This window comes from Streptomyces montanus, assembly GCF_005786655.1.
GTDB classification, from domain to species: domain Bacteria; phylum Actinomycetota; class Actinomycetes; order Streptomycetales; family Streptomycetaceae; genus Streptomyces; species Streptomyces sporangiiformans.
The window spans coordinates 68,700-93,364 of sequence record NZ_VBZC01000036.1 but is presented as its reverse complement, the minus strand read 5'-3'; the positions used below and the strand labels follow the sequence as shown (position 1 = coordinate 93,364).

Sequence of the window (24,665 nt, the reverse complement as noted above, 5' to 3'; positions counted from 1 at the left end):
TACCCCTTACTTCACGACGACGGCGGCGGCGAGCTTGGACAGCGGTTCGGCGAGCGCGTTCACCGCGTCCGAGAGTTCCTTGCGGTCGGCCTTGCCGACCTTGTCGTACGAGGTGAACTCGTAGGAGTCCTTGTTCGGGCGGTACTTGTCGAGCAGCGTGTTGAGAGCGGCGAACTGCTTGTCGAGCTCCTTGGTGAGCGCCGCGTCGTTCTCCGAGGCGACCGGCTTCAGCAGTTCGTACGACTTCTCGGCGCCCTCGACGTTCGCCTTGAAGTCGACCAGGTCGGTGTGCGAGTAGCGCTCCTCCTCGCCGGTGACCTTGCCGGTGGCGACCTCGTCGAGAAGTTCCTTGGCGCCGTTGGCCATTGAGGTCGGGGTGATCTCGGCCTTGCCGACGCGCTTCTGCCAGTCGGTGAGGTCCGTGATCAGCTGGTCGGCGAGTTCGGAGTCGCGGTCGGTGAGCTTCTTGTCCTGCCACAGGGACCGCTCCAGGCGGTGCCAGCCGGTCCAGTCCTTCTCCGGGTCCTGGCCGTCCTCGAGGCCGTCCTCGCGCAGGTCGACCTTCGGGTCGATGTCACCGAAGGACTCGGCGACCGGCTCGGTGCGCTCCCAGCCGATGCGCGAGTCGGCGTATGCCTTCTTCGCGGCCTCGATGTCGCCGTCCTTGACCGCTGCCGCGAAGACCTTCGCCTTGGGCAGCGTCTCGTTGGCCTGCTGCTGCGCGTAAGCGCGGTAGTCGGCGACGGCCTTGTCCAGGCGCGGGTCGCGCTTGGCGACCTTGCCGCTCCCGGTGGCCGTGACGTCCTGACGTATGCCCTTGCCTTTCATGCCGGGCTTGCAGGCGATGCGGTAGTCGCCCGCCTTCACCTCGGCGGTGACCTTCTGGCTGGTGCCCGGACCGATGTTCTCGCGCTCGGTGACGATCCGGTCGTCCGGGAAGAGCAGATAGACCTCGGTGACCTTCGAGCCCTTGTTCTCCACGGCGAGCTCGACGTGCCCGGCCGGGAACTCCTTTTTGGACACCTCGCACTTGCTGTCGGTGGCCGTCACCGCGACGACGTGATCGTCACTCTCAGCGGCGCTTTTCTCGGTGCAGCCTGTGACTGCGGCCAGCGTCGCCGCGGTGGCGGCTGCGGTGACGACGGAGAGGCGGACGGCTCGCATGCGGGCTCCAAGAAGGTTCACAGGTGCACAGGAGGAGACACAAACCCCGAGGTGAGGCGGACCTAACTTAACTGAGGCTTACCTGAGAGCCGCCCGGTAGTCCAGTGATTCAGCTCTCATTGACGGTGTATGAGCACGGCCGGATCACGATGGCTCAATCTGCACCCCACGAAACGGTCAAAGGCGGGTCAAGAACCCGGCCAGGCGTCACAACGCGTCACCGCCGCGCGGGGGTGTGAAGTCCTTGAACGCTGTGTGCGAATCCGTGGCCGTGGCCGTACGGGTGCGCCGCGTGATGCTTGAATGCCCCGGTGACTGATTACGACGTGCTGCGTGTCTTCTGCGGGCCCGGTGGGGGATGCGGGAACGAGTTGGGGGTCGTGCGGGACGGGTCGGTGATGCCGGAGGCGGACGAGCGGCAGATGTTCGCGGGCAAACTCGGGTTCAGCGAGACCGTGTTCGTGGACGACCCCGAGCGCGGGATCATCGACATCTACACACCCACGCTGCGGCTGCCTTTCGCCGGGCATCCCTGTGTCGGTACGGCCTGGCTGCTGGACGTGCCCGAACTCGTCACGCCCGCGGGGGTGGTGGGGGCCCGGCTCGACGGGGAGTTCAGCTGGATCGAGGCGCGGCCCGAATGGGTTCCGCCGCGCACGCTGCGTCAGTACGGCACGGCCGCCGAGGTCAACTCGCTGGCGGTGCCGCTGCCCGGGGAATGGTTGTACGCCTGGGCCTGGGAGGACGAGGCCGCGGGCCGGGTCCGTGCGCGTGCCTTTCCCGGCCGCGACGACGGCATCGACGAGGACGAGGCCACCGGGGCGGCGGCCCTGCTGCTCACCCACCAGCTCGGCCGCGCCCTGAACATCACCCAGGGCGCGGGCTCCCAGATCCTCACGGCACCGCAGCCGGAGGGGTGGGTGGAGGTGGGGGGACGGGTGTTCCTGGAGCGTTAGGGGTTTCTAGGCGCTCAGCCGGAACTCTTCCCCGAGTGCCCGGAAGACCGCGGTGTTCAGCGCGAACGCCCGCTTGCACTCCGCGACGATCCGCTGCTTCTCCAGGTCGTCGGCCCGGACTTCGTCGAGCAGTTCGCGGTAACGCCGCTTGAAAGCGGCCGGGTTGGCGATCTCCCCGAAGACGTAGAACCGCACGCCGTCGCCCTTGCGGGCGAAGCCCCACGTCTTCTCCGCCTTGTCGCGGATGATCTGTCCGCCGGAGAGGTCGCCGAGGTAGCGGGTGTAGTGATGGGCGACGTAGCCGGCGGGCCAGGTGAGCGCGCATTCCGTCACGCGCTCCGCGTATGCCGTCGTCGCGGGCAGCGCGGTGAGTCCGGCTCGCCAGTCGGCGCCGCGCAGATGCGCCAGGTCCCGCTCGAGTGAAGCGAGTCGCAGGAGCTCGGGCTGGATGAAGGGGCCCGCCACGGCGTCGTGCGACAGGCGCTCCGTGCACTCCTCCAGCGCCCGGTAGACGAACCACAGCTGCTCGGTGTAGCGCGCGTACGCGTCCACGCCGAGCCTGCCGCCGAGCAGGTCGCTCATGAACGTCGACGTCTCCGCCTCCATGTGCTGCTCGTGTGACGCGGTGCGGACGAGCGTCGAGAAGGGGGTGTTCGACGAGGTCATATGGGCCTCCGGCGCTGCGGGGAAGACGGGAGCCATCTTCTTTGGTTAGGCTTACCTAAGTCAATGAGTTCCCGACGTCCTGTCGGTAAAACCGTACCCCGGATCGCGATCAAGCTCACATGGAACAGCCGCCCCCTCTGTTCGAGAAAGGGCGGCTGAAAGGCGCGGGTCCCGGGCCGGCACCTGGCGAGCGGCTGCTGTGGTGGGGGCTACGGCAGCGTGAGGACCTCGGTCCCGCTGTCCGTGACGACCAGGGTGTGCTCGAACTGCGCGGTGCGCTTGCGGTCCTTCGTCACGACCGTCCAGCCGTCGTCCCACATGTCGTACTCATGCGTGCCGAGCGTGAGCATCGGCTCGATGGTGAAGGTCATCCCGGGCTGGATGACGGTGGTCGCCTGCGGGCTGTCGTAGTGCGGAATGATCAGCCCGGAGTGGAACGACGAGTTGATCCCGTGTCCCGTGAAGTCCCGCACCACCCCGTACCCGAACCTCTTCGCGTACGACTCGATGACCCGCCCGATGACATTGATCTGCCGACCGGGCTTGACGGCTTTGATGGCGCGGTTGAGGGCTTCCCGGGTGCGCTCGACGAGCAGCTTGCTCTCTTCGTCGACGTCCCCGACGAGATACGTCGCGTTGTTGTCGCCGTGTACCCCGCCGATGTACGCCGTCACGTCGAGGTTGATGATGTCGCCGTCCCGCAGGACGGTCGAGTCCGGGATGCCGTGGCAGATGACCTCGTTCAAGGAGGTGCACAGGGACTTGGGGAAGCCTCGGTAGCCGAGGGTGGAGGGGTAGGCCCCGTGGTCGCACATGTACTCGTGGGCGACCCGGTCCAGTTCGTCCGTCGTGACGCCGGGCGCGATCAGCTTCGCGGCCTCGGCCATCGCCCGCGCGGCGATCCGCCCCGCGACGCGCATGGCCTCGATCGTCTCCGGGGTCTGGACCTCCGGTCCGGTGTAGGGCGTGGGAGCGGGCTTGCCCACGTACTCGGGACGCCTGATGCTTCCGGGCACGGAACGGGCGGGAGAGAGCTCCCCTGGTACGAGCAGCGACTGGCCAGACATGCCAGCGAGTTTAACCAGCGGGTGTGGGGGACGATGTCCCTGGCGAAAGGAGCCTGAGCCATGGCGCTGTTCAAGAAGCGGACGGTCGGGAAGCCGGGCGAGTGGTACTACTGCCTGGAGCACAAGAAGGTCGAGGAAGGCCCCGAGTGCCCAGCGAAGGACCGTTTCGGCCCGTACGCGTCCCGGGATGAGGCGGAACACGCGCTGGAGATCGCTCGCGAGCGGAACGTGGAGTGGGAGAACGACCCCCGCTGGCACGACTCCGCTGCGCGGGGCTCGGACGACGACTGACCTCCGCGCTGGGGGGGCGCCCGCAGGGGGCGCGGTGTGTGCGGACAGTGCGGGACGTCTGTGGCTGGTCGCGCCCACGCGGCGGAGCCGCACGATGTCACCGCCCCGCGCCCCTATGGGGCGCGGGGCGCTCAACCCGTTGTCGCGGCTGCCTCTCTGGTTTCTCTCAGCCTTGTGGCGTGCTCGTTGGTGCGTACGTCGTAGGTCATGAGTTTTGGGAGGCACAGGGCCAGGGCGCTCACCGCGGCCACGCACAGTACGCCGCCGGACCAGATGGAGGTCCGTACGGTCGTCCACGCGGCCATGGTGCCGGCCCGGACCTGGCCCAGCTGGGGGCCGACCGAGTAGGACAGCAGCTCGATCCCCGCGAGCCGCCCGCGCAGCTCGTCCGGGATCGTCTGGTTCCACATCGCGGCGCGGAAGATTCCGCTGACCATGTCGAAGCCGCCGGCCAGGGTGAGGAAGACGAGTACCAGCCAGACGTTGTGCGCCGCGCCCGCGGCCACCATGGCCAGGCCCCAGCAGGCTGCCGCGAGAACCACCATCCGGCCGTGGCGGTGGATCCGGGAGGTCCAGCCGCTGGTGAGGCTCACCAGGAGCGCACCGGCCGGGACGGACGCGTACATGAGGCCGAGTGACCACTCGGCGTCCAGATCGTCCGCGAGGAAGGGGAGGACGGCGAGGGGGAAGGCGAAGAACATGGCGGCGAGGTCGATCGTGTACGTGCCCAGGAGCTCCTTGCGGCTCCACGCGTAGCGCGCGCCCTCCGCGATGGACCGCAGAGAGGGCCGGGCCGCCTCGTGCGCGGCCGGTGACGCGGCGAGGCCGACGGCCAGGACGACCGAGATCGCGAAGGTGACCAGGTCCACGGCGTAGGCCCAGCCGAGCCCCGCGTACGCCACGACCAGGCCCGCGACGGCCGGGCCCGCGACGCCGCCGACCGTCCAGCGCAGGGAGTTGAGCGCGGCGGCCGCCGGCAGGTGCTCATGCGCGACGATGCGCGGCACGAGCGCGTCCAGCGCGGGCCGCTGGACCGCGCCGAGCGCGGCGGACAGCGCTGCCACGGCATACAGCGGCCACACCACCGGATGCGGCAGCGACGCGTTGAGCAGCAGGCCGACGCAGAGCAGCCCCTGGCCCGCCTCCGTCCACAGGATCAGCTTCCGTTTGTCCAGGGCGTCGGCGAGAGCACCGCCGTACAGACCGAAGACGATCAGCGGTACGAGTTCCGCGGCGCCGATCGCCCCCACGGCCACCGCGGACCCCGTGAGCTCCTTCATCTGCACCGGGAGCGCCACGAAGGTCAGGAAGCTGCCGAAGTTGGTGATGATTCCGGCCACCCAGAGCCGTCGGAAGTCGGCCGAGGTCCGCCAGGGGGCAGGGTCCGGCAACAGCGCGCGTAAGCGCCCGGAGGGCGGGGGAGCGGGAGCTTCCTCGGGGGTCGTCACGACCGGACATGTTCCGGCGCCGCTCCCCGCGAGACAAACGAATTTCCGCGACCGGCCACTTGTCAGGGGAAGTTCACCGCATGTTCGCCCGAGGTGGGCAAGGGGGCCTGATCGACGAAATGGACGGAACAGGCGGAAGGGATGGAATGACGGCCAACGGAGGGTTACATGGTGAGCATTGAGGTGTCCGTGCCGTTCCGGGCGGGGCAGGAGGGTTACGCGAGCTTCCGCATCCCGGCCGTCGTCAGCACCCTTGACGGCCGGACCCTGCTCGCCTTCTGCGAGGGCCGGGTCGGCTCCCACGACGACTTCGGGAACATCGACATCGTGCTGAAGCGGTCCACGGACGGCGGCCGCACCTGGGGCCCGCTCCAGGTCGCCGTCAAGAACGGCGACGACCTCGCCGGCAACCCCGCCCCCGTCGTCCTCGACACCGGCCGCATCCTCCTCGTCCACGTACGCAACGCGGCCCTCGCCACCGAGGACGCCATCCGCCGCGGCAAGGTGAGCGCCGCCGACGGGCGCCGCGTCTGGATCCAGCACAGCGACGACGACGGGGCGACCTGGTCGAACCCGCGTGACATCACCGGGCAGACGAAGAAGGCGAGTTGGCGGTGGTACGCCACCACGCCCGGCCATGCCGTCCAGCTCACCACCGGCCGTGTCGTCGTCCCCGCCAACCACTCCCTCCCGCAGACGGGCAGCGACAACGGCACCGAGGGGAAGTACAACGGCGGGCACTGCCTGCTGAGCGACGACCGGGGCGAGACCTGGCGCATCGGGTACACCGACGACAACACCGACGGCTACATCAACGTGAACGAGACGACGGCCGCCGAACTCCCCGACGGCCGCCTCTACTTCAACACGCGCAACGACTCTCCCGCCCCCGGCACGCGCGCCGACGCCTGCTCCGAGGACGGCGGCCACAGCCTGCTCAAGCCCTTCCGGCCGCAGGCAGGCCTGACCGCCCCCGTCGTCGAGGGCAGTCTGCTCCAGCTCCGCGATCCCGACGTCCTGCTCTTCTCGGGCCCTGCCGACCCCGGCTTCCGGGCCCTGATGACGATCCGCGCCAGCACGGACGACGGCATCACCTGGCGGCCCGCGCACACGGTGGACGGGCTGCCCGCCGCGTACTCCGATCTCGTACGCGTCGACGAGTCGACCGTCGGGCTCCTCTACGAAACGGGCGACTTCAGCGCGTACGAGACCATCACCTTCCGCAGGGTGCCCGTGACGGACCTCACCTGAGCCCCGAGGCTCCGCCCGGACGTAAAGTCGGCCCATGACCTCTTCCGACAACGCACAGCAGTCCGCCGCCCCCGCCAAGGCCCCGGCCAAGGACCCCTGGGACCTGCCCGACGTGTCCGGTCTCGTCGTGGGCGTGCTCGGCGGCACCGGGCCGCAGGGCAAGGGCCTCGCCTACCGGCTGGCCCGGGCCGGCCAGAAGGTGATCATCGGGTCGCGGGCCGCGGAGCGGGCACAGTCCGCCGCGGACGAACTCGGGTACGGCGTCGAGGGCGCCGACAACGCCGAGTGCGCGCGGCGCAGCGACATCGTGATCGTGGCGGTGCCGTGGGACGGGCACGGCAAGACGCTGGAGTCGTTGCGGGAGGAGCTGAGCGGGAAGCTCGTCGTCGACTGCGTCAATCCGCTGGGCTTCGACAAGAAGGGCGCGTACGCGCTGAAGCCGGAGGAGGGCAGCGCCGCCGAGCAGGCCGCGGCCCTGCTGCCGGACTCGCGGGTGACCGCGGCCTTCCACCATCTGTCGGCGGTACTGCTGCAGGACCCTGAGATCGAGGAGATCGACACCGATGTGATGGTGCTCGGCGAGGTCCGGGCGGACGTCGAGATCGTGCAGGCGCTGGCCGGGCGCATCCCCGGGATGCGCGGTATTTTCTCCGGGCGGCTGCGCAACGCCCACCAGGTCGAGTCGCTCGTCGCGAACCTGATCTCCGTGAACCGCCGCTACAAGGCCCATGCGGGCCTGCGCCTGACCGACGTATAGGGGACGTGCGGGGGCGCTCCGCGAGTGGGGGACACTGTTGGAAAAGCAGTGTCCCCCCGACAAAAGACGTGTCCCCCCGACAGGAGCCGACCTGATGCCCCGCCTCGCCCTCTACGCCCTCGTCGTGTGCGTCCTCTCCGTGGCCGCGGCCGTCGTCTCCTTCGCCCGGGGCAGCTGGCTGGGGATCGTGTGGGTGCTGATGGCCGGGCTGTCGTCGAACATGACCTGGTACTACGCGCGCCGGAACAACCGGAACAAGGCGCGGCGCACCCCGGACGCGGGCTCGGTCACCGGCTGACGGAGGTCACTGGCTGACGGAGCAGAACTGGTCGGTCTCCGTCCAGAAGCGGTACAGGTTCTGGCCGCAGTACGTCCGGATCTCGTCGATGCCCAGGCCGCGCAGCATCGCGTCGACCGCGTCGAAGAACACGCCGTTCACCTCCGGGATCCACAGGAGGCCGAACACGGCGAGCAGGCCGAAGGGCGCGAATGGCTCCACCTGGCGGCGGATCTTGTGCGACAGCCAGGGTTCGATCACGCCGTAGCCGTCCAGGCCCGGGACGGGCAGGAAGTTCAAAATGGCCGCCGTGACCTGGAGCATGGCCAGGAACGCGAGGGCGAACTGGAACTCCGCCGGCACCCCGTCCAGCACGTCCAGCCAGAACGGGGCCGTACACACCACGGCGAACAGGACGTTGGTCAGCGGTCCGGCCGCCGAGATCAGGCTGTGCTTCCAGCGGCCCTGGATCCGGCCGTGCTCGATGAACACCGCGCCGCCCGGCAGACCGATCCCGCCCATGATCACGAAGAGGACCGGCAGGACGATGCTCAGCAGAGCGTGCGTGTACTTCAGCGGGTTGAGGGTCAGATAGCCCTTCGCGCCTATGGAGATGTCGCCGCTGTGCAGGGCCGTGCGCGCGTGCGCGTACTCGTGCAGACAGAGCGAGACGATCCACGCCGCCGTCACGAACAGGAAGACGGCCAGGCCGGGTTGCTCGGCGAAGCCGGTCCAGGTGGCCCAGCCGGTGACCGCCATGACGGCCACGATCCCGACAAAAACGGGGCTGATCCGCCGGTCACTGCGGCGGGCGGTGGCGGTGGTCATGGGGGCGGGCTCCCTGGGGTACGGGCGACGGAGTTCATGCGAAGGGCGTGCCCGACAGTACCTGGGCGTATGCCGAAAACGTCTCGCGGTCGGCTGTGAGTTCCGGAGAAGGTGGGACACGGCGTCGTGAGACAACCGACGCCACACCGCCGGAACCCCGCGACCGGCGCTGACGACACCGGAGACAATGGACCCCGTGCGCTATCGCATTCTCGGCACCACTCAGGCATTCCGCGGCGACGGCACCCCTCTCACGGTCGGCGGGGCGCGACTGCGTGCCCTGCTGACCGTGCTCGCCCTGCGGCCGGGCCGTGCCCTGCCCGCGGCGCTCCTGGTCGACGAGGTGTGGGGCGCCGATCCGCCGGCCGACGCCACGGGGGCCCTGCAGGCACTGGTGGGCCGACTGCGCAGGGTGCTCGGCTCGGACGCGATCGGCTCCACGGAGGGCGGCTACCGGCTGCGCGCGGCGGCCGACGACGTCGACCTGCACCGCTTCGAACGGCTCGCGGGGGAGGGCACGCGCGCCCTGGGAGACGGCGACCCCGCCAAGGCCGCCGTGATCCTCGACGACGCCCTCGCCCTCTGGCACGGCCCCGCCCTCGCCGACCTCCCGGACCACACCGCCGAATCGGCCCGCTGGGAGACCCGCCGCCTCGACGTACGCCGTGCCCGCTTCAGCGCGGCCCTCGCCCTCGGCCACGCCCAACAGGTCCTGCCCGACCTCACCGCCCTCTGCGACGCCCACCCCCTGGACGAGGCCCTCCAGCTCCTGCGCCTGCGCGCCCTGCGCGAGGCCGGCCGGACGGCGGAGGCGCTGGCCGCGTACGAGGACGTACGACAGCTCCTGGCCGACCGCCTCGGCGCGGACCCGGGGCCGGAACTGCGGGCGCTGCACGCGGAGTTGCTGCGACAGGGGGGCGAGGGACACGCGGATGCGGGCTGGGTGGATCAGGCCCAGGGCCGGAGTGCGGGCGGGCCCGGTGGTCCCGGGTCCGGCGTGAACGGCCCCGATGGTCCCGGACCAGGCCTGAGCGGTCCAAGGTCCCGCCTGAGCGGTCCCGGCGGCTCTCCCGGACCGGCCCGCCGCGAGTCCCCGGAACTCGCCCGCCACGAGCGCCAGTTCGCGGGCGCCGGGCGCGAGTCCGCGGGCGGCGCGCGGGAGTCCGCGGGCAGCGGCCGGCCGGGTGAACGGTCGGCCGGCTTTCGTGAAGCCGGAAGCCCCGCCGGGCCCGGCGCGACCCCGCCCCCGGGCAACCTCCGTGCCCGTCTCACCTCCTTCGTCGGCCGCGACAGCGACATCGAGACCATCCGCGAGGACCTCGCTGCGGCGCGGCTCGTGACGCTGCTCGGGCCCGGTGGGGCCGGGAAGACGCGGCTGTCGCAGGAGGCGGCCGAGACCGTACGGGACGCGGCACGGGACGGCGTGTGGCTGGCCGAACTCGCGCCCGTGGACGGTCCGGACGCCGTGCCGGAGGCCGTGCTCACCGCCGTCGGCGCCCGCGAGACCGTGCTGCGCGGAGCCGGCGCCGAGGAGATGCGGGCGGTGACCGAGCGCCATGACGATCCCGTCGTACGCCTCACCGAGCACTGCGGCCGACGCCGCATGCTGCTGATCCTCGACAACTGCGAGCACGTCGTCGACGCGGCTGCCCGGCTGGTGGAGGAACTGCTCGCCCGCTGCCCGGAGCTGACCGTGCTCGCCACCAGCCGCGAACCCCTCGGTGTACCGGGGGAGTTGCTGCGGCCGGTGGAACCGCTGCCGGAGCCGTACGCGCTGCGGCTGCTCGCCGACCGGGGCGCGGCCGCACGGCCCGGATTCCGTGTCGAGGCCGACGAGGAGACCGCGGCGGCGTGCGCCGAGATCTGCCGCCGCCTCGACGGGCTGCCCCTCGCCATCGAGCTGGCGGCCGCCCGCCTGAGGATGTTGACGCCACGTCAGATAGCGGACCGGCTCGACGACCGCTTCCGGCTGCTCACCTCCGGCAGCCGCACCGTCCTGCCCCGCCAGCAGACGCTCCGTGCCGTGGTCGACTGGTCCTGGGACCTGCTCGACGAGGACGAACGGGACGTACTGCGGCGGCTGTCGGTCTTCGCCGGCGGCTGCGACCTCGCCGCCGCCGAGGCCGTGTGCGGACCCGCCGCCTTCGAGGCGCTCGGCTCGCTCGTCGACAAGTCCCTCGTCGTGACCGCTCCTTCGCAGGAGCGCGGCGAGATGCGCTACCGGCTCCTGGAGACCGTCGCCGAGTACGCGGGCGAGCGGCTCGACGAGGCCGGCGTGCGCAAGGAGGCCGAGCGCGCGCACCTGACGTACTACCGCGAACTCGCCCGCACCACCGACCCGTTGCTGCGCGGCGCGGGCCAGCGTGCCGCCATCGAGCGGTTCCAGCTCGAATACGAGAACCTGCGCACGGCGCTGCGCCGCGCCGTCGCCGACCGCGACGAGCAGGAGGCGCTGTGCCTCGTTCTCTCCCTCGGCTGGTACTGGCAGATGCGCGACCTGCGCCTGGAGGGCCGCAACTGGGCCACCGAGGTCAAGGCCCTCGGCCCCGACCCCTTCACCCTGCCGCTGCGCCGCGCCGCCCCGCTCTGGGAGCGCTGCACGGAGGCCCCGCCCCCGATGGCCGGCGAACTCCTCGAGGAGGCGCGGCGCGGGGTCCATCTCGTCCATCTCGCCGCCATGGACACGGAGATGGAGGCCTGGAAGACACCCGAGGCCCAGGAGAAGCTGCGCGTCATCGCCCAGGTCTACGAGCCCGGCCAGCCACAGACCTGCCGTCCCCCCGGCTTCCTCTGGTTCTACGCCGTCATGCTCAGCGGCGATGTGGACCGGCTGCACCAGATCGTCAACGCGACCGTCGACACCTGCCGCAGCAGTCCCGGCTACGAATGGGAGCTCGCCACCTGCCTGCAGATGCGCGCCAACATCCTCGCCAACCGCTCCGACTGGGCCGGCGACGCCTCCTGCGACGCCGACGAGTCGCTGGAGATCTTCCTGCGCATCGGGGATGCCTGGGGCGCCGCCGAGGCACTCTCCGCGCGAGGCGAGGCCCACGAACGCCGGGGCGACTACGACCTCGCCGCCGCCGACTACGCCAAGGCCATGGAGAACGCCGAACGGCTCGGCGCCCGCGCCCAGGTGGCCATCCTCACCGCCCGGCTCGGCAGCGTGCTGCTGGACGCGGGCGAGGCCGAGAGCGGCGAACGGCTGCTGCGCGAGGTGATCGAACGGAAGGAAAGCACGGTAAACGAGGCCGTGCCCGCCGCCCGGCTCTTCCTCGCCGGCTGGCTCGGCACCACCGGCCGGAACCAGGAGGCGCGCGAAATCCTTCGGAGCCTTCGCGAGGAGTTCGCCGCCGCCTCGTTCGTTCTCTTCGAGGCCTTCATCACCGGCGCGGAGGCCTGGCTGGACATCACCGAGGGACAGTACGAGGCGGGGCTGGAGAAGGCCCGGCTGGCTCTGGAGAAGGCGGACGACCAGCTCTCCCGCGTCATCGCGCCGCACATGCGCTCCGCCTACCTGACCATGGGCGCGGCCGCGCTCGCCGGCCTGGACGGTGGGAGCCGCGCCCGCGACGCCGCCCGCTGCATCGCCGCCGCCGACGCCATGCTGCCGCCCGGCCACGTCCCCAACCGCTGGGAGCGCGTCACCCGCGACAGGACCGTGGAGATGACGCGCGCCGCGCTCGGCGACGAGGCCTACGAGGCCGCGTACGCGGAGGGCGGCGGCCTCTCCCCGGAGGAGGCCACCGCCCTCGTCTGACGCGCCCTCGTCTGACGCGCACCGACGGGCCGTCGGTGGGGCGTCAGCTCTTGGTGCGGAACTTGTGGATCGCGACCGGCGCCATCACCGCGGTGATGGCAAATGACCAGCCAAGGGTCACCCAGAGGTCGTGCGCGACCGGACCGCCCACCATCAGCCCGCGGGCCGCGTCCGCCAGCGTGGACAGCGGGTTGTAGTCGGTGAAGCCCTGAAGCCACCCCGGCATCGACTGTGTCGGCGCGAAGATCGACGAACCGAACTGCAGCGGGAACAGCACCAGGAAGCCCATCGCCTGCACGGACTGTGCGTTCTTGAGGATCACGCCCAGGGTGAGGAACACCCACATGATCGACGAGGCGAACACCGCGGACAGGCCAACGGCCGCGAACAGACCGGGCCAGTCGTTGATGTCGAAACCGACCAGGACGGCGACGATCATCAGCACGGTCGTCGCGAACAGCATCCGCGCCAGCTCCACCGAGATCTTCGCGAACAGCACCGAGCCGCGCCCGATCGGCATGGAACGGAAGCGGTCCATGACCCCGCTGTTGAAGTCCTGGCTGAAGCCGGTGCCGACGCCCTGGGACAGCGTCATGCTCATCATCGCGATCATGCCGGGGATGACGTACTGCACGTAGCCGTCCTGCCCGCCGCCGAGGGCCTGCCCGATCGAGCCGCCGAAGACGAACACGAACAGCAGGGTGAAGACGATCGGCATCAGCAGCGCGTCGAACATGGACTCGGGGTCCTGGCGGATCCACAGCAGGTTGCGGCGGATCAGTGCGCCGGTGTGGCGCAGATGGGCGCGCAGGGGGATGCGCGCGTCGGACTTGCCGATATCGGTGGTGGTGACAGTGGCCGCGCTCATACGGCGACCTCCTCGCGGGTGTCGGCGGGACGGGCGTCCTGCGGGGCACTGGCGCGGTGGCCGGTGAGGGACAGGAACACCTCGTCCAGGCTGGGCAGTTCGGTGCTGATCGAGGCGATCGTGATGCCGCGCGCGCTGACCGCGCCGACCACCGCGGTCAGCTGCTCGTCGCTCAGGATCGGCACGAGCAGCGTCCCGCTTTCGGTGTCCACGGTCGTGGTGGCCAGACCGGTGATGCCCAGCTCGTCGAGCACGTGGGCGAGCGGGCGCAGCTGCATCGGGTCGGCCGGCCGGACGCGCAGCGTGCGGCCGCCCACCTTGGCCTTCAGCTCGTCGACCCGGCCCTCGGCGATGACCTTGCCGCGGTCGACCACGGTCAGTTCGGAGGCGAGCTGCTCGGCCTCCTCCATGTACTGGGTGGTCAGCAGGACCGTCACCCCGTCCCCGACCATGCGCTTGACCTCGTCCCACACCTCGTTGCGGGTGCGCGGGTCGAGCCCGGTGGTGGGCTCGTCGAGAAAGAGCACCGCGGGCCGCCCGATCATCGACGCGGCCAGGTCGAGCCGCCGCCGCATACCGCCGGAGTACGTGCTCGCGGGCCGTTTGGCGGCTTCCGTGAGGGAGAAGCGCTCGAGGAGTTCGTCGGCGCGAGCGCGGGAGTCCTTGCGGGACAGGTCCAGCAGACGGCCGATGAGATAGAGGTTCTCCCAGCCGGGCAGCTTCTCGTCGACGGAGGCGTACTGGCCCGTGAGGCCTATGACTCTTCGGAGTTGGCGGGGCTGGCGTACGACGTCGTAGCCGGCGACGGTCGCCTGGCCGGCGTCGGGGGAGAGGAGCGTGGACAGGATGCGTACGAGTGTGGTCTTGCCGGCGCCGTTCGGACCGAGCACGCCTCGGACGGTGCCCTCGCGTACGTCCAGGTCCACGCCGTCCAGTGCCTTGGTCTCGCCGTAGTGCTTGACCAGCCCCCGCACGGTGACCGCGCGTCCCGCGCGGTCGCTGGGGTTGTTGTCGATTCGCGTCATGCCGACCAAGGTGTCAGCCCCCACCGACAAACCACCTACAGCCCACCGACACGCCACCGACAGCCGGGTGCGCCCCGTAAGGGGCGCGGGGAACTGCGCGACCAGCCACAACCGACCCGCAGCCGAGGTACGACCTGGGTTGGGGGTCTGGGGCGCAGCCCCCAGGGATGGGACGGGTAGGGGCGGCGGGGGCGAAAACCCAGGGGCCCAGCCCGCGCGGCAAACGAACAGCCCGCCGACGGGGGAAGATCGGCGGGCTGTCCTGGTGCCGCAGTGGACTGTTGGACTAGTGGACGGAGTGCTCTTCCTGAGGGAACGTTCCGCCGACGACGTCCTCGGCAAACGCCTTGGCGGCGTCCCCCATGACCGACCGAAGGTTCGCGTACTGCTTGACGAACCGCGGCATCTTCCCACCCGTAAGCCCGAGCATGTCCGTCCAGACAAGAACTTGCGCATCGGTCTCGGCCCCGGCACCGATACCGACCGTCGGAATGTGGAGGACACGCGTGACCTCGGCGGCCAGCTCCGCCGGCACGAGCTCGAGGACGACCGCGAACGCACCGGCGTCCTGGACGGCCTTGGCGTCACGGAGAAGCTGCTGAGCGGCCTCCTCACCCCGGCCCTGAACGCGGTAGCCCATGGCGTTCACCGACTGGGGAGTCAGCCCGATGTGGGCCATGACCGGGATACCGGACTCGACCAGCAGCTCGATCTGGCGGTGCGAGCGTTCGCCGCCCTCCAGCTTGACGGCACCGACCCCCGCCTCCTTCACCAGGCGCGTGGCCGAGCGCAGCGCCTGGACCGGGCCCTCCTGGTACGACCCGAAGGGCAGGTCACCGACGATCAGCGCACGGTTCGTACCTCGTACGACCGCGGCCGACAGCATGGTCATCTCGTCGAGCGTGACGGGTACGGTCGACTCGTACCCCAGGTGGCAGTTGCCCGCCGAGTCGCCCACGAGCATGACCGGGATCCCGGCCTCGTCGAAGACGGACGCGGTCATCGCGTCGTACGCGGTGAGCATGGGCCACTTCTCGCCGCGATCCTTGGCGGCGGTGATGTCGCGGACGGTGATGCGACGGGTGCCCTTCCCGCCGTACAGCGCCTTACCGCTGTCGGGGGTCCTCTGGGCAGCCGAGAGCTGCGTCATGGCAACGGCTCCTTCTGTCATCTCGAGGCGCCCTTACGGCGTCCCCGGATCCCCTCCATGGTGGCACCAAGTGCCACCGAACGGCTAGGGGGGCTCACGGCCACGGCTGCCACGGCTGCCACGGCTCAGGATCCCGCCCACGTAAGGTCTCGGTAAAAGAATTCAATACGAGACGGTCTCGTATCGTTATGTGGTCTAGGGTCGACGCCATGACTACTCCCGCCGTTCCTGACTCCCGCGTCCCGGAAGCCGTACACCGGCGTCGCTGGGTGATCCTCGGCGTACTGATGTTGAGCCTGCTGATAGTCGTGCTCGACAACTCGATCCTGAACGTCGCGATCAAGACGATCTCGACTCCCGCCCCGACCGGCCTCGGGGCCACGCAGAGCGAGCTGGAGTGGGCCATCAACGCCTACACGCTCGTCTTCGCGGGACTGCTGTTCACCTCCGGTCTGCTCGGTGACCGGCTCGGACGCAAGAAGGTGCTGCTCGGCGGGCTCGCGCTCTTCGGCGTCGGCTCGGCGCTCGCCGCCTTCTCCGGCTCACCGGGGCAGCTCATCGCGTTCCGCGCGCTGATGGGTCTCGGCGCCGCCTTCGTGATGCCCGCCACCCTCGCGGTCCTCATGAACGTCTTCGAGCGGGACGAGCAGCCGAAGGCCATCGGCCTCTGGGCGGGCGGCGTCGGTATCGCCATCGCCATAGGACCCATCACGGGAGGGGCGCTTCTCGACCACTTCTGGTGGGGGTCGGTGTTCCTCGTCAACGTGCCCATCGTGATCACCGCGATCGCCTTGATGGTGGTGCTCGTTCCGGACTCCCGCGATCCCAGGCCGGGCAAGATCGACCCGGTGGGTGTGGTGCTGTCCGTCGTCGGACTCGTGCTGCTCGTGTACGGCATCATCAAGGGCGGCCAGCTCGCCGACTTCACCGACGCCACGGTGGTGACGACCATGGCGGCCGGACTCGCCGTACTCGCGGGCTTCGTCTGGTACGAGAAGCGCAGCGACCACCCGTCCATAGACGTCACGTACTTCAAGAACCGGGTCTTCTCGGCGGCGATGGGGGCCATCGCTCTCGTCTTCTTCGGGCTGATGGGCGTGACCTTCTTCGCCGTCTTCTACACGCAGACGGTGCGCGGCTACACACCTCTGCAGACCGGCCTGCTGATGCTGCCGCTGGCCGCGTCGCAGCTCGTCTTCTCCTCGCGGGCCCGGCTGGCCGTCGACCGCTTCGGCAACAAGGCCACGACCACCGCGGGCATGCTCACCCTCGCCGCGACGCTGGTCGCGTTCGCCACGCTGGAGGCGGATACGCCGATCTGGATACTGGAGGTCATCTTCTTCCTGATGGGCGCCGGAATGGCGCACGTCATGACCCCCACCAGCGTGGTGATCATGCAGACCCTGCCCCGCGAGAAGGCCGGTTCCGCCTCCGCGCTCAGCAACACCTTCCGCCAGGTCGGCGGCGCGATGGGCATCGCCGTACTCGGCTCGGTCCTCTCCTCGGTGTACCGCTCGGGGATCGAGGACAAGCTCGCCGCGGCGCCCGCCGGTCTCCGGCACACCGCCGGCGAGTCCATCGAGGCCACGCTCGCCGTCGCCGCGAAACTCGGGCCCGAGGGCAGGGCCCTGGTCGAACCGGCGCACGACGCCTTCCTGCACGCCATGCATGTCACGGCCCTGTGCGGAGCCGGTGTCGCCCTCGTCGGGGCGGTGCTCGTGGGGCTGTTTCTGCCCGGCCGAAACCCGACCCCGCAGGACCAGAAGGGGGAGGGGACCGAGCTGGTGGGGTCCGAGCGCTGAGAGAATCGGGTCCGTATCGGGCCGTGAGGGAACGGAGTTGGCGTGGACGTCGCTGATCAGGAGACCGGGCGCGCGCCCGTCAGGGGGCGGCCGCGCAGCGAGACCGTGGAGCGTTCCATCGTCGAGGGCGTCATGAAGCTCCTGGAGGACGGCGTCCCGCTCGCGGAGATCTCCATAGAGCGGGTCGCCCGCACCGCCGGTGTGGGCAAGGCCACCATCTACCGGCGCTGGAGCGGCCGTGAGGAACTCTTCTGCGACGTCCTGCGCGCCGCCGAGCCCCCGGGCCCCGAGCTGCCCGGCACCTCTACGCGCGATGACCTGATCGCCCTCCTGGAGTCGCAGCGCAGGCGAGGCCTGGCCACCCGCTCGTCGGCGATCGTGCACAACGTCCTCGCCCAGATGAAGAGCAGCCCCAAGCTGTGGAAGGCGTACCACGTGAACGTGGTCGAGCCACAGCGCCGGCTCACCACCGAGGTGCTGCGGCGCGGGCAGGAGAACGGCGAGATCCGTACCGGCCTCGATCTCGAACTGATCGCCGACCTCTTCAGCGGTCCCATGCTCGTACGCACCGTCATGCGCCGCGACGCCGACCTCCCCGACGACCTCGCCGAAGTGATCGTCGACACGGTCCTGGAAGGGCTGCGCCCCAGCGGTTCCTGAGGGTGCGCCAGTTTCCGCGGGTTCGGCGGCCCGGCGGCCCCTGACGGCTCGATGGCTCCTGGGGCCAGCAACTCCCTTGATTCCAGCGGCTTCTGAGGCCCCGTCGGCTCCTGAGGAGATGTGCGTGTTATGTCACAGAGCGCGCTTTCCCCGTCCGTCGCCGGAACTCACCACGCCGTCTCGTACGTCCTCGTGCGAGTACGGCCGTCCTGGTACGGCAGGAACGAACGCGTTCATCCCCTAGGGTCGTAGACACAGGGGAATGATGTGTACTGCATGTTGTGAGGCGACGAATGGCGCAGGCTTATATGACGGAGACGGGCAGCGGTGGCCAGGGGCCCAACCGCAGAGGGCCCCGGCTTCGGCGCCTGCTCGAATCCGTGCGCAGTGACCGCCGTATCTGGCGGCGTGGCATCGTCCTCGCCGTCTTCGCGGTCCTCCTCGCTCTGGTGATGCTGCTGCACGCGCAGATCCCGAACACCCTCGGCAACCTCGGCAGCCTCACCGAGACGTTCCTGCCCTGGCTGGGCGTCTTCATCCCGGTGCTGCTCGTCCTCGCGCTGGTCCGCAGGTCCGCGACAGCCCTGATCGCCGTGCTCCTGCCCACGATCGTCTGGTTCAACCTCTTCGGCGGTCTGCTCGGCGACAAGACCGGCGGTGGCGGCGACCTCACCATCGCCACGCACAACGTCAACGCGGACAACGCGAACGCGGCAGGCACCGCGCGCGACGTGGCCGCGTCCGGCGCCGACGTGGTGGCCCTGGAAGAGCTGACGGAGTCGGCGGTCCCGGTCTACGAGAAGGCGTTGTCGCCGACGTACAAGTACCACTCCGTGCAGGGCACCGTCGGTCTGTGGAGCAAGTACCCGCTGAGTGACGTCAAGGAGGTCGACATCAAGCTCGGCTGGACGCGCGCGATGCGGGCGACCGTCAACGCGCCCGACGGGCAGGTCGCGGCGTACGTCGCCCATCTGCCCTCGGTGCGGGTGAAGATCGAGGCCGGCTTCACCGCGCGGCAGCGCGACAAGAGTGCCGACGCGCTCGGCGAGGCCATCGCCGACGAGAAGATGAAGCGGGTCGTCCTGCTCGGTGACCTGAACGGCACGATGAACGACCGCGCGCTCAACGGCGTGACCGCGCAGATGCGTTCCACGCAGGGCGCGGCGGGCAGCGGCTTCGGCTTCAGCTGGCCGGCGTCGTTCCCGATGGCGCGGATCGACCAGATCCTGGTGAAGGGCGTCGAGCCCATCACCTCGTGGACACTGCCGTCGACGGGCAGCGACCATCTCCCGATCGCCGCCCGAGTGAAGATGTAGGCAACCCGCTCGTAACCCTTGGGAATACTGGGCCTGCGACGCTTTGTTCCGTAAGTAAACTTAATGGGCCCGTGCACCCTCGTGCGCGGGCACCTTCATGGAACTCCGCACGCTCTCCGCTCCGTTCGGCCCCGCGCCGCCCGGAGTGCTCCACCCCTGAAAGGTGAACGATCCTCCATGCCCCTGGCCCTGCTCGCCCTAGCTGTGGGCGCATTCGGCCTCGGCACCACCGAATTCGTCATGATGGGCCTGTTGCCCGATGTCGCCGAGGACCTGAACGTCTCGATCCCCGCCGCCGGGCAACTGGTCTCGGCGTACGCGCTGGGCGTCGTCATCGGTGCCCCGCTGCTGGCCGCGGTGACGGCCAGGCTGTCGCGCCGCAAGGTGCTGATCGGCCTGATGGCGCTGTTCGTCGCGGGCAACGCGCTCTCGGCCTTCGCGCCCGACCACCACTGGCTGCTCGCCGCCCGTTTCCTGAGCGGGCTGCCGCACGGCGCGTTCTTCGGCGTCGGCGCCGTCGTCGCCACCGGCCTGGTCGCCCCCGAACGCAAGGCGCGCTCGGTCTCGCTGATGTTCCTGGGGCTGACCGTCGCGAACGTCGTGGGCGTCCCCGTGGCGACCCTGATGGGCCAGCACCTCGGCTGGCGCGCCACGTTCCTCGGCGTCAGTGCGATCGGCCTGGCGGCCATAGCCTCGCTGGCCCTGCTGGTGCCCCAGGATCACGCCCACGCCACGACCGGCGGCCTGCGCGGTGAACTGGCCGCGCTGCGCCCCCTGCCCGTCTGGCTCTCCCTCGGCACCACCGTCGCGGGCTTCGGCGCGCTGTTCTCCGCCTACAGCTACATCACGCCGATGCTCACGGACTCCGCCGGCTACGCCGACTCCAACGTCACGCTGCTGCTGGCCCTGTTCGGCGTGGGCGCCACCGCGGGCAACCTGCTCGGCGGCCGCCTGGCCGACCGCTCCCTGAGGGGCACCCTCTTCGGCGGGCTCACGGCGCTGACCACGGTCCTCGCCCTCTTCCCCGTCCTGATGAGCACGCAGTGGACCGCCGCCCTGGCGGTGTTCCTCCTGGGCACCGCCGCGTTCGCCACGGGCTCCCCGCTCCAGCTGATGGTCATGGAGAAGGCCTCCGCGGCCCCCTCCCTCGCCTCCTCCGCCAACCAGGCCGCCTTCAACCTCGCGAACGCGGGCGGCGCCTGGATCGGCGGGCTCGCCCTGGCGGCGGGCTTCGGCGTCACGTCCCCGGCGGCCGCCGGCGCGGGACTCGCGGTGCTGGGACTCGGGGTCGCGGCCGTCGCGTATGCGGTGGACCGGCGCCGGGTGCCGACGCACACCGGTCGTGTGGTGGCCGCGCACGTGCCGCAGCGCGCGGAGACGGCTCGCCGCTGACCCGCTGGAATGCCGCCCCGCTTCACCACGGTCCCGCTTGAATACGGCGAAGGGGGGCGCCCGGTGTGCACCGGGCGCCCCCCTTCGCCGTACCGACCTCTGCCGACCTGACCCGTACGGACCTCAGACGTTCTCGCGCCAGCGGTTCGTGATCGGCAGCCGGCGGTCCTTGCCGAAGCCCTTGGCCGAGATCTTCGTGCCCGGCGGGTACTGGCGCCGCTTGTACTCCGCCGCGTCGACCATGCGCAGCGTCTTGGTGACCAGCTCGTGGTCGAATCCGGCGGCGACGATCGCGTCGGCGCCCGCGTCACGGTCGACGTACAGCTCCAGGATCGCGTCCAGGACGGGATAGTCCGGCAGCGAGTCGGTGTCGACCTGGTCCGGGCGCAGCTCGGCGCTCGGCGGCTTGGTGATGGAGTTCTCCGGGATCGGCGGGGTCTGCCCCCGCTCGGCCGCCGCCCGGTTCCGCCACTCGGCCAGCCGGAAGACCGACGACTTGTACACGTCCTTGATGGGCCCGTACGCGCCCACCGAGTCGCCGTAGAGCGTCGAATACCCCACCGCCAGCTCGGACTTGTTGCCCGGCGCCAGCACGATGTGGCCCTCCTGGTTGGAGATCGCCATCAGCATCGTGCCGCGCAGCCGCGACTGGAGGTTCTCCTCGGCGAGTCCCGACAGCCCGAGCGAGGCCATGTACGCGTCGAACATCGGCTCGATCGCCACGGTCCGGAGGTTGAGCCCGGTACGCCGCGCCAACTCGGCCGCGTCGTCCTTGGAATGGTCCGAGGAGTACTTGGAGGGCATCGAGACCCCGTACACGTTCTGCGCGCCGAGCGCGTCGCACGCGATGGCGGCGACGAGCGCGGAGTCGATGCCGCCCGAGAGCCCGACCAGCACGGAGCGGAAACCGTTCTTCGCCACATACGCCCGCAGCCCCACCACGAGCGCCGAGTACACCTCCTCGTCGTCGTCGAGCCGCTCCGCGTACCCTCCGGACAGCTCCGGCTCGTACGCGGGCAGCGGCTCCCCGGAGAGGACGAGGTGCTCGATCCGCAGCCCGTCGTCCACGACGCCTGAGGGTGCCTCGGCGGCAGCGGCGGGCAGATCGAGGTCGAGGACGACACACCCCTCCGCGAACTGCGGGGCTCGTGCGACGACTTCGCCGTCCCGGTCGACGACGATCGAGTCACCGTCGAAGACGAGCTCGTCCTGTCCGCCGATCATGGCGAGATACGCGGTGGTGCAGCCGGCCTCCTGCGCCCGCTTGCGCACGAGCTCCAGGCGGGTGTCGTCCTTGTCGCGCTCGTACGGGGAGGCGTTGATGGAGAGCAGCAGCCCCGCCCCGGCCGTTCGTGTCGCCGGCACCCGGCCGCCGTCCTGCCAGAGGTCCTCGCAGATCGCGAGGGCCACATCGATGCCGTGCACCCGCACGACCGGCAGGGTGTCGCCGGGCACGAAGTAGCGGAACTCGTCGAAGACGCCGTAGTTCGGCAGGTGATGCTTGGCGAAGCGGAGCACCACCTCGCCGCCGTGCAGCACGGCGGCGGCGTTCCGCGGTGCTCCGGCCGGCTGCCCGTACTTCGGCTGGGCCGTCTCCGACCGGTCGAGGTAGCCGACGACCACCGGCAGCTCCCCGAACCCCTCGTCGGCGAGCCGCACGGCCAGGTCCTTCAGGGCCGCGCGGGAAGCCTCGACGAAGGACGACCGCAGGGCCAGGTCCTCGACGGGATACCCGGTCAGCACCATCTCCGGGAACGCCACCAGATGCGCTCCCTGCTCGGCCGAGTGCCGGGTCCAACGGAGGATCGCCTCGGCGTTCCCGGCGAGATCGCCGACCGTCGAGTCGATCTGATTCAGGGCGAGGCGTAGTTGAGGCACGGACCCCAGTGTAATCGTCAGAGCGACGCGATGGGGTGTGGCGAGCCCCACGCCCGCGCCCCACGCCTGCGCCCCGCGCCCGCCCCTCGACGAGGGACGGGCGCGGGGCGCGGGGAGCAGCCGCAGCGTTTCAGCGCCGGGATCAGCGGCGGTACGACTGCACGTAGCCGGAGGCGGGCGTGCCCACCCCGGTGACGTCGTCGTAGCCGCGTACGGCCTTCAGCGAGCTGTCCTTGCCGAGGCTGCGGACCGAGGTGGTCAGCCCCTCGGACGCGTCGAAGCTGTTCACGAAGTCGACGCGTGCCACGGCGAGCCCGGACCCCGTGGGGTTGTCCGTCACATCGTGGTACACCCTCGAGCCGTACTTCCCGTAGATCGCCGGGTTGGCGAAGCCGATCGGCTTGCCGCCGCGTGCCTCCTGGGCCAGCGCCTGGACGCCCGCGATCACCGGCGCGGCCAGCGAGGTGCCGCCGATGCGGTACTCGCTGTACTGCTGCGACCCGTCCGGGAAGGTCTGCGTCTGGCCGACCTTGAAACCGGTGTTGGGGTCGGCGATCGCCGCGATGTCCGGCACGGTCCGCATCGGCGTGGCACCGCCCGCCTTGGCGAGCCCGTCCGGCACGACACCCTTCTGGTAGAAGGGCTGCGACACGGTCTTGCTGGTGCCGCCGCCCGCGCCCGAGGTGAACGCGCCGGGGAAGTCCGTCCAGCTCTTGCCGTCGGCCGACAGCGTGGCCTTCTCGGTGCCCCAGCCGGTCTCCCACAGATACGTGTCGTCCTTGCCCACCGCCAGTGAGGTGCCGCCCACGGCTGTCACCCACGCCGAGTTGGCTGGGGTGTCGACCTGCTTCGTGCCGGTGGTGGCGACCTCGTCGCCGTTGTCGCCGGAGGAGAAGTAGAAGCCGATGCCCTCGACCGCGCCCAGCTGGAAGACCTGGTCGTAGGCCGCCGCGAGGTCCGGTGTCTGGTTGGCCTCGATGTCGCCCCACGAGTTGGAGACGATATCGGCGAGATGCCCGTCGACGATCTTGCCGAGCGAGTCCAGCAGATCGTCGTCGTAGCAGGAGGAGGCGCCCACGTACGTGATGTCCGCGGCGGGCGCGACCGCGTGCACGGCCTCGACGTCGAGGGTCTCCTCGCCGTACCAGCCGGCCGCCCCGCACTCCTTGGTCTTCGTGTACTTGCCGGGCAGCACCTGACGCAGTTGGCCGTTGCGGTAGGCCGCGTCGCCGTGCTTCTTCGCGTAGGTGGCCGCGTCGTAGGCGATGGTCGGCGAGGCGTACGCGTCGGTGATGGCGACCCGTACCCCCCGGCCCGTGCGGGTGCCCGCGCCGTACGCGGCCCGCAGCTGCTTGCCCGTGTAGCCCTCGACGGCGTACGGGATCTTCGTGCCGTACGCGTCCGGGAGGCTGCTCGCGGTGTTCGAGCCGTAGTACGAGGAGAACGGCCCGGAGTTGCGGAACACCGCGTCCGGCGGCGGCAGTTGGTCCCTGTGGCTCGCCTTGTGCGGGGCGTTGTCCAGGCCGGTGACGGTGAGGACGGCGCCGTTCAGTTCCGCCGGGGCCGAGGCCGCCGATGTGGGCGCCCGGTATGTCTTCGAGCCCTTGGCGTAGTTGTGCAGCTGGGTGCCGAACGCCTTCTCGGCGGCGGCCACGTCACCGGTCACCGAGACGTAGTGCCGGGTGGTGCCGGTGACCTTCAGCCCGGCCGACTTCAACCAGGCGGTCACCGCGGCCACTTGGGTCTTGGTCGCGCCGAAGCGCGCCTGCGCCTGCCCGGCGCTCAGGTACTTCCCGTACGAGGCCGACTCCGGGTCGGACACGGCCTTGGCGTACGCGGCCAGGCCCGCCGCGTCCCGGCCAGCGAGATAGACCCGGGCGGAGACCTGGGAGCCGTCGGCCGTGGCTCCCTTGTCCGCCTGGGCGGTGGCCCACAGGGGCTTGGTGCCCTTGAGGGTGGCGCGGCCGTCCGGGTCGTCCGCGTGGGCCGTGGGTATGCCGAGCGCCAGTGCACCGGCGAGCAGAGGCAGTGTCGCTGCCATGCTCACACCGGCGCGCACGGTGGCGCGTTTCGATCTCATGGAACCCCCTGCGATGCGGTTCGTCGCGA

At 70.4% G+C, this 24,665-nt stretch carries 20 protein-coding genes; 10 read left to right on the top strand and 10 right to left on the bottom strand.

The window, feature by feature from the left end:
• Positions 1-6 precede the first annotated feature (6 nt).
• On the bottom strand, positions 7-1,164 hold the full coding sequence (efeO, locus tag FE633_RS28985; RefSeq protein WP_138048131.1) for an iron uptake system protein EfeO: 1,158 nt from the start codon (positions 1,162-1,164) through the stop codon (positions 7-9).
• Between the two features lie 311 nt (positions 1,165-1,475).
• Between efeO and FE633_RS28980 the strand changes: the two genes are divergently transcribed.
• Positions 1,476-2,120 (top strand): PhzF family phenazine biosynthesis protein, encoded by a 645-nt coding sequence (locus FE633_RS28980; protein WP_138048130.1) that lies wholly within the window; start codon positions 1,476-1,478, stop codon positions 2,118-2,120.
• A 6-nt stretch (positions 2,121-2,126) separates the two neighbouring features.
• On the opposite strand, the gene FE633_RS28975 is transcribed toward FE633_RS28980, so the two are convergent.
• Positions 2,127-2,786 carry a biliverdin-producing heme oxygenase gene (locus FE633_RS28975; RefSeq protein WP_138048146.1) on the bottom strand — a complete coding sequence of 220 codons (660 nt, stop codon included), beginning with the start codon at positions 2,784-2,786 and terminating at the stop codon, positions 2,127-2,129.
• A gap of 209 nt (positions 2,787-2,995) precedes the next feature.
• A complete protein-coding gene (gene map / locus FE633_RS28970; protein ID WP_138048129.1) occupies positions 2,996-3,853 on the bottom strand; it encodes a type I methionyl aminopeptidase in 858 nt (285 codons plus the stop codon).
• Positions 3,854-3,913: 60 nt separating this feature from the next.
• Here map and FE633_RS28965 point away from each other — a divergent pair, with 60 nt between their 5' ends.
• Entirely contained in the window at positions 3,914-4,144 is a 231-nt protein-coding gene (locus FE633_RS28965; protein WP_138048128.1) for a hypothetical protein, read from the top strand.
• A 131-nt stretch (positions 4,145-4,275) separates the two neighbouring features.
• Here FE633_RS28965 and FE633_RS28960 read toward each other — a convergent pair whose 3' ends face one another.
• On the bottom strand, positions 4,276-5,592 hold the full coding sequence (locus FE633_RS28960) for an MFS transporter (RefSeq protein WP_138048127.1): 1,317 nt from the start codon (positions 5,590-5,592) through the stop codon (positions 4,276-4,278).
• A 168-nt stretch (positions 5,593-5,760) separates the two neighbouring features.
• Between FE633_RS28960 and FE633_RS28955 the strand changes: the two genes are divergently transcribed.
• The 3 genes from FE633_RS28955 to FE633_RS28945 all read left to right on the top strand — a co-directional run bounded on the left by FE633_RS28955 (position 5,761) and on the right by FE633_RS28945 (position 7,898).
• Positions 5,761-6,843, top strand: a complete 1,083-nt coding sequence (locus FE633_RS28955) for a sialidase family protein (protein ID WP_138048126.1) — start codon at positions 5,761-5,763, stop codon at positions 6,841-6,843.
• Positions 6,844-6,877: 34 nt separating this feature from the next.
• The gene (gene npdG / locus FE633_RS28950) at positions 6,878-7,600 is read left to right on the top strand and encodes an NADPH-dependent F420 reductase (RefSeq protein WP_138048125.1); all 723 of its coding nucleotides are present in this window, start codon (positions 6,878-6,880) and stop codon (positions 7,598-7,600) included.
• Positions 7,601-7,694: 94 nt separating this feature from the next.
• On the top strand, positions 7,695-7,898 hold the full coding sequence (locus FE633_RS28945; protein WP_138048124.1) for a hypothetical protein: 204 nt from the start codon (positions 7,695-7,697) through the stop codon (positions 7,896-7,898).
• Between the two features lie 6 nt (positions 7,899-7,904).
• Here the strand turns inward: FE633_RS28945 and FE633_RS28940 are convergent, their stop codons facing one another.
• Positions 7,905-8,705, bottom strand: coding sequence for a site-2 protease family protein (locus tag FE633_RS28940; RefSeq protein ID WP_138048123.1), 801 nt, complete (start codon positions 8,703-8,705; stop codon positions 7,905-7,907).
• A 187-nt stretch (positions 8,706-8,892) separates the two neighbouring features.
• Here FE633_RS28940 and FE633_RS28935 point away from each other — a divergent pair, with 187 nt between their 5' ends.
• Positions 8,893-12,465, top strand: a complete 3,573-nt coding sequence (locus FE633_RS28935; protein WP_138048122.1) for an AfsR/SARP family transcriptional regulator — start codon at positions 8,893-8,895, stop codon at positions 12,463-12,465.
• Between the two features lie 43 nt (positions 12,466-12,508).
• Here the strand turns inward: FE633_RS28935 and FE633_RS28930 are convergent, their stop codons facing one another.
• The 3 genes from FE633_RS28930 to panB form a co-directional block, all read right to left on the bottom strand.
• On the bottom strand, positions 12,509-13,333 hold the full coding sequence (locus FE633_RS28930; protein WP_138048121.1) for an ABC transporter permease: 825 nt from the start codon (positions 13,331-13,333) through the stop codon (positions 12,509-12,511).
• Entirely contained in the window at positions 13,330-14,358 is a 1,029-nt protein-coding gene (locus FE633_RS28925) for an ATP-binding cassette domain-containing protein (protein WP_171060161.1), read from the bottom strand. Before FE633_RS28925 ends, FE633_RS28930 begins: the two co-directional genes overlap by 4 nt.
• A 286-nt stretch (positions 14,359-14,644) precedes the next feature.
• A complete protein-coding gene (panB, locus tag FE633_RS28920) occupies positions 14,645-15,508 on the bottom strand; it encodes a 3-methyl-2-oxobutanoate hydroxymethyltransferase (protein ID WP_138048119.1) in 864 nt (287 codons plus the stop codon).
• A 209-nt stretch (positions 15,509-15,717) separates the two neighbouring features.
• On the opposite strand from panB, the gene FE633_RS28915 reads away from it, so the two are divergent.
• From FE633_RS28915 to FE633_RS28900, 4 genes are all read left to right on the top strand, one after another.
• Positions 15,718-17,310 carry an MFS transporter gene (locus FE633_RS28915; RefSeq protein ID WP_138048118.1) on the top strand — a complete coding sequence of 531 codons (1,593 nt, stop codon included), beginning with the start codon at positions 15,718-15,720 and terminating at the stop codon, positions 17,308-17,310.
• 42 nt (positions 17,311-17,352) lie between these two features.
• Positions 17,353-17,970 carry a TetR/AcrR family transcriptional regulator gene (locus tag FE633_RS28910; protein ID WP_246113871.1) on the top strand — a complete coding sequence of 206 codons (618 nt, stop codon included), beginning with the start codon at positions 17,353-17,355 and terminating at the stop codon, positions 17,968-17,970.
• 293 nt (positions 17,971-18,263) lie between these two features.
• Entirely contained in the window at positions 18,264-19,286 is a 1,023-nt protein-coding gene (locus FE633_RS28905; protein ID WP_138048117.1) for an endonuclease/exonuclease/phosphatase family protein, read from the top strand.
• A gap of 177 nt (positions 19,287-19,463) precedes the next feature.
• Positions 19,464-20,678, top strand: coding sequence for an MFS transporter (locus FE633_RS28900; protein ID WP_138048116.1), 1,215 nt, complete (start codon positions 19,464-19,466; stop codon positions 20,676-20,678).
• Positions 20,679-20,801: 123 nt separating this feature from the next.
• Here the strand turns inward: FE633_RS28900 and FE633_RS28895 are convergent, their stop codons facing one another.
• Together FE633_RS28895 and FE633_RS28890 are read right to left on the bottom strand one after the other, a co-directional pair.
• Positions 20,802-22,556 (bottom strand): NAD+ synthase, encoded by a 1,755-nt coding sequence (locus tag FE633_RS28895; protein WP_138048115.1) that lies wholly within the window; start codon positions 22,554-22,556, stop codon positions 20,802-20,804.
• A gap of 142 nt (positions 22,557-22,698) precedes the next feature.
• Positions 22,699-24,636 (bottom strand): S53 family peptidase, encoded by a 1,938-nt coding sequence (locus tag FE633_RS28890; protein WP_138048114.1) that lies wholly within the window; start codon positions 24,634-24,636, stop codon positions 22,699-22,701.
• Positions 24,637-24,665 lie beyond the last annotated feature (29 nt).